Origin of the sequence: Enterobacter cloacae complex sp. OE43NF (genome assembly GCF_023544405.1) — a bacterium.
In the GTDB taxonomy this organism is placed as follows: domain Bacteria; phylum Pseudomonadota; class Gammaproteobacteria; order Enterobacterales; family Enterobacteriaceae; genus Enterobacter; species Enterobacter cloacae.
The window spans coordinates 1-5085 of record NZ_JAMJFW010000094.1 but is presented as its reverse complement, the minus strand read 5'-3'; the positions used below and the strand labels follow the sequence as shown (position 1 = coordinate 5085).

General features: G+C 57.0%; 4 protein-coding genes. 1 reads left to right on the top strand and 3 read right to left on the bottom strand.

The window, feature by feature from the left end:
* Positions 1-79: 79 nt before the first annotated feature.
* Entirely contained in the window at positions 80-1600 is a 1521-nt protein-coding gene (locus M8370_RS22760) for a methyl-accepting chemotaxis protein (RefSeq protein WP_048269853.1), read from the top strand.
* A 111-nt stretch (positions 1601-1711) separates the two neighbouring features.
* Here M8370_RS22760 and M8370_RS22755 read toward each other — a convergent pair.
* From M8370_RS22755 to M8370_RS22735, 3 genes are all read right to left on the bottom strand, one after another.
* Positions 1712-2409 (bottom strand): IS1 family transposase gene (locus M8370_RS22755; RefSeq protein WP_176691070.1). Its coding sequence is split into 2 segments (ribosomal slippage): positions 1712-2160 and positions 2160-2409, totalling 699 coding nucleotides; the frame shifts between segments, so codons are not numbered across the junction.
* A 477-nt stretch (positions 2410-2886) separates the two neighbouring features.
* A complete protein-coding gene (mbeA, locus tag M8370_RS23720; RefSeq protein ID WP_458285237.1) occupies positions 2887-4383 on the bottom strand; it encodes a plasmid mobilization relaxase MbeA in 1497 nt (498 codons plus the stop codon).
* Positions 4373-4696 (bottom strand): MobC family plasmid mobilization relaxosome protein, encoded by a 324-nt coding sequence (locus M8370_RS22735; protein WP_007772081.1) that lies wholly within the window; start codon positions 4694-4696, stop codon positions 4373-4375. The genes mbeA and M8370_RS22735 overlap by 11 nt, the downstream gene beginning before the upstream one ends.
* Positions 4697-5085: the final 389 nt, after the last annotated feature.

The window sequence follows — 5085 nt, the reverse complement described above, 5'->3', positions numbered from 1 at the left end:
CTAAAGATAAATTGTTTACCGCCGAAAAAACATTGCCCCACAAAATTAACTTTCAAATAACCTGCAAGGGATGCTCACGATGTCCTCTCCAACCTATGTCACCCAGAATGAATATCCTCTGGACGATGACACCACCTTAATGTCTACCACAGACGTCCACAGCTACATCACCCACGCCAACGACACCTTTGTTCAGGTGAGCGGCTATCAGCTCGATGAGCTGACGGGCCAGCCGCACAATATGGTGCGCCATCCCGATATGCCAAAAGCTGCGTTTGCCGATATGTGGTACACGCTGCAGCAGGGCGAGCCGTGGAGCGGGATTGTCAAAAACCGGCGCAAAAACGGTGACCACTACTGGGTGCGTGCTAACGCGGTGCCGATGGTGCGTCGCGGGCAGGTGACGGGCTATATGTCGATTCGCACCAGAGCCACAGCGGAAGAGATCGCCGCCGTGGAGCCGCTCTACCGGGCGCTGAACGACGGGCGCTGTAAAAAACGTATTCACAAAGGGCTGGTGGTGGGAAAGGGCTGGCTGGGTAAACTCCCGGCCATGCCGCTGCGCTGGCGCGTGCGCAGCGTGATGGCGGTGCTCTTTGCCGGACTCGCCGCCACGCTGGCCGCCACCTCCGCAGGCTGGTTACCGCTTGCCGCCGCTGCGGTGGTGATGCTGATGGGAACGCTGCTGTTTGAGCAACAGATTGTCCGCCCGATAGAGAATGTGGCGCGACAGGCGCTGAAGGTCGCCACCGGCGAGCGCAACAGCGTGCAGCATCTTAACCGCAGCGATGAGCTGGGCCTGACGCTGCGCGCGGTAGGACAACTTGGCCTGATGTGCCGCTGGTTGATCAATGACGTGTCGAGCCAGGTGGTGAGCGTCCGTGACGGGAGCGACAGGCTGGCGCAGGGAAATGAAGATCTGAACGATCGGACCTGTCAGACCGTCGCGAACGTGCAGCAGACCGTCGCGACAATGAACCAGATGGCCGCGTCCGTTCAGAGTAACTCCGAGACCGCCGCCGAGGTGGACAAACTCTCCGTGGCTGCGAGCAGCGCGGCAACGAAAGGGGGCAATGCGATGCAGACCGTGGTTAAAACGATGGATGATATTGCCGACAGCACGCAGCGCATTGGCTCGATTACCTCTCTGATTAACGATATCGCGTTCCAGACCAATATTCTGGCGCTGAACGCGGCGGTTGAAGCGGCAAGGGCAGGGGAGCAGGGCAAAGGGTTTGCCGTGGTCGCGGGCGAAGTACGCCATCTTGCCAGCCGCAGCGCCAGTGCGGCTAACGATATTCGTAAACTCATTGATGCCAGCGCCAGCAAGGTGCAGTCCGGCTCTGAGCAGGTTCACGCCGCGGGCCGTACGATGGATGATATCGTTGTGCAGGTGAAAAACGTGACCCAGCTTATCGCCCAGATCAGCCACGCGACCTCCGAGCAGGCAACCGGCTTATCAGAGCTAACCCGTGCGGTAGCTGAACTCGACAGCATCACGCAGAAAAACGCCGATCTGGTCGAGGAGAGCGCGCGCATTTCGGCCATGGTGAAGCACCGCGCCGGACGCCTTAAGGATGCGGTGACCGTGCTCCATTGAGTGAGTCATGTTCCAAAAAAGCCGTTTATACCGTAGGGAATAAACGGCTTTTTATTTTTCTGATTGTGACTATTAATGGGGTTTATTGTTAATTTAGGTAATGACTCCAACTTACTGATAGTGTTTTATGTTCAGATAATGCCCGATGACCTTGTCATGCAGCTCCAGCGATTTTGAGAACGACAGTGACTTCCGTCCCAGCCTTGCCAGATGTTGTCTCAGATTCAGGTTATGTCGCTCAATGCGCTGAGTGTAACGCTTGCTGATAACGTGCAGCTTTCCCTTCAGGCGTGATTCATAAAGCGGCCAGCCATCCGTCATCCATACCACCACATCAAAGACCGACAGCAGCTCCAGAAGACGCTCCAGTGTGGCCAGAGTACGCTCACCAAAGACGTGTGCCACCACCGTCCTGCGCATCCTGTCATAGGCGTAAAATAACCAGCGCTGACGTGATTTAGCCCCGACGTAGCCCCACTGTTCGTCCATTTCCGCGCAGACAATGACGTCACTGCCCGGTTGTATGCGCGATGTTACCGGCTCCGGCCTGAGTTTTTTAAGTGCCGTAAAATCGTGTTGAGGCCAACGCCCATAATGCGGGCACTGGCACGGCACCCAACCCCATTCATAGCCATATCAATGATTTTCTGATGTGTACCGGGTTGAGAGGCGGTGTAAGTGAAGCTGATTTGCCATGTTTTACGGCAGTGAGAGCAGAGATAGCGCTGATGTCCGGCAGTGCTTTTACCGTTACGCACGACGCCTTCGGTAGCTGAACAAGTGGGACATCTGATGGAAATGGAAGCCACGCAAGCACCTTAAAATCACCATCATACACTAAATCAGTAAGTTGGCAGCATTACCAATAAATGTAAGCATCACTCTTACTCCTGTTATCAACATTAAACATAACATCCGTTGCCCGCACCACTGAAACGGGGTTGGCTGCGTTTCCGGTGCCAGACGCGAGAAAGTGGCGACAGACATAACGAAAAAACACCAGAAACGCAGCCGCTGAATATTACACTGGTGCATAGTCATGCAGCCAGATGCATGGATGTTAAAGTCACACTAAAATCCGCGCCAATGCCTTAAAAACCGACAAATGCTTCTCCAGCCAGTCCCACAGCTCCGCCGCCAGGTATAGGCAGTTAAGCAATGATTCAATAAGATTTAACAGCTTCATTTCCCGCTCCTGAATAAGTCGTGACCTTTTTGATCACGAACCTATTTAGCGGGAGAAATAAGAGCCCCTCTTCGTGCGGGTTGTCAGCTGCCTGGATGGTTTAAAGTGTCGGCCCGCGGTAGGTTTTCTGCGGCTGGCGCTCCAGCTCCAGTGTTTTCTGATACTCATTCTCCCTCTGCCGGAGCTCGATCGCATTCAGTTCCCGGACAAGCGGCGCAGCTGCTCGCTTAAACTCAGCACCTGCGTGCTCAAGTCCGACACGCGCTCGTTCAGCATCGCGTTCTCCCGTTGCATAAGACCACACATGCTCCGCCATTCCGCGAAGGCGCTCTCCCATTCGTCCAGCCTTTGCGAGTAGTCCTGCTGTAGCTGCTCTAATGCGCTCAGCAACTGCTTTTCCAGCTCTGTCATTTTCCGCTACTCCTGTTTCAGGCGGATCCATGTCGTCCCGTCGTAAGGGATGGCTTCGGTTTGCATCCCCGGCGGCAGGATAAGGAATCTCCGGCCGTCGCTGCTCTCCTGATAGCGCACTCCCCACGTCCGGGCGGTCATTTTCGCCAGGGTATCTTCCTGCTGACGAAGATGCGTGTAATTGTCGGTTATCTGCTGCCCCTGCCACCACAGAATGCTCCCGCTCGTGCCGATCAGCAGCGCTGACACCATCAGGATGGTGAGCCATGTCCTCCCGGCCGTCAGCAGCACGCTCCGCCGGTTTTTCTCCATCGCCTCGCTCATATTCTGCTCGTGGGCTCTGATGGCGTCGCTGATTCTCCTCGCGCTTGCGCTCAGTTCCGCTCTGACAGACTGCTCGTGCTCGCTGAATGCGGCTTTCAGCATCTCGCCGGTACTCTGCTGCTGCGCTTTCAATTTCTCCTCGAAGTCCCTCGAGGCCGTAAAAAGATTGCTCATAGATAGCTCCCTTCAGTCGGATGTTTCGCCCCCCGTCCGGGTCGGCAATGCTGATACTGCTTTTCGTGGTGCGCACCACCTCAAAACCTGCACCTTCAAGAGTGTCAGTGACATCCTGACGGCTTTTCAGCTCCCCGGACGAGGCTAAGCTCAGTAGTCCCCGGGTAATGGCTTCTGCGGCCTCCTGCTTCGTTTTCGGCAGCCCGGACGGCGTGACCAGCGCCCGGCGGTTTTCCGGCGCGTTCGGGTCGTGCAGCCCCAGTCTGCCGTTCACGATAGTCTGCCAGGCATCGATGCGCGGCCGGTCGGCGCGGTCGTAGTAAGGCTGGAGCCGCCTGCCGGTCAGCAGCTCGGTATTGGGGATCAGAAAGTTCAGCTCCAGACGCCCCTTGTCCGCGTGCTCCACCCACAGAATGCTGTACTGATCTTTATCGAGTCCGGGCATCAGAACTCGCTCGAAGCTGGCCATCAGTTTTTCCCGCTGGCCGGGAGGGAGATCGGCCTCCGCAAACGACAGGACGCCGGAGGTGTATTTCTTAACGTAAGGCGACGCGTCAATCAGCTCCCGGACTTCTTCCGGCTTCCCCTGCAGGACGGTGGCGCCTTCACGCTGCCGGTCTTTACCCAGCAGATAGTCCACCGGCCCGGCGCCACCGCCGCGACCGCGTGGATGAAATTTAACGATCATCGTCCGTTCCTTTCTCAAGAACGGCGTGCCGCAGCCGCTCAAGTCCGGCATCGATGGCCATCAGCGCCGCAACAATCTGCACCCTGTCATGGCCGGTACCCCCGCCGGCGTTAACACGGCGGGCTATCTGGTTCAGGTTATTGCCCATGCCGGCAAGCTGGCGCAGCAGCGCCGGCGAGATTGAGGGAAGCTTTCCGGAACGTGCCGGCTTTTCGTCCAGGCAGGTCTGCCGCATCCACGCTGCCAGCTGCCTGCCGTCGCAGCGCTCAAGCAGCCGCCGGTGCTCGTCCTCCGTCACCCACATGGTGAGCATCTTGTTCCGTTTCTCTGACAAACCGGCCTCCTGATAACGCCGGGACGGGCGGGAAAGCCTTTCCCGGTCGGCGCGGGGTTGGACAAGCCGCAGGCGCGTCAGGCTTTTGGCGGGTTTCGGGGCGCAGCCCTGAACCAGTCACGCAGCGCTAGCGGAGTGTATACTGGCTTAATATGTTACGGCGGAGTAACACTTTATGAAAGTGCTTCATGTAGCAGGAGAAAAAGGTGGCACCAGCGCGTCAGCAGAATATGTGATACAGGATATATTCCGCTTCCTCGCTCACTGACTCGCTACGCTCGGTCGTTCGACTGCGGCGAGCGGAAATGGCTTACAAACGGGGCGGAGATTTCCTGGAGGATGCCAGGAAGAAACTTAACAGGGAAACA

Bases quoted from the DNA above. Each gene is read 5' to 3' on its own strand.
- M8370_RS22760 (WP_048269853.1), top strand. From the start codon at position 80: ATGTCCTCTCCAACCTATGTCACCCAGAATGAATATCCTCTGGACGAT.
- mbeA (WP_458285237.1), bottom strand. From the start codon at position 4,383: ATGATCGTTAAATTTCATCCACGCGGTCGCGGCGGTGGCGCCGGGCCG.
- M8370_RS22735 (WP_007772081.1), bottom strand. From the start codon at position 4,696: ATGCTCACCATGTGGGTGACGGAGGACGAGCACCGGCGGCTGCTTGAG.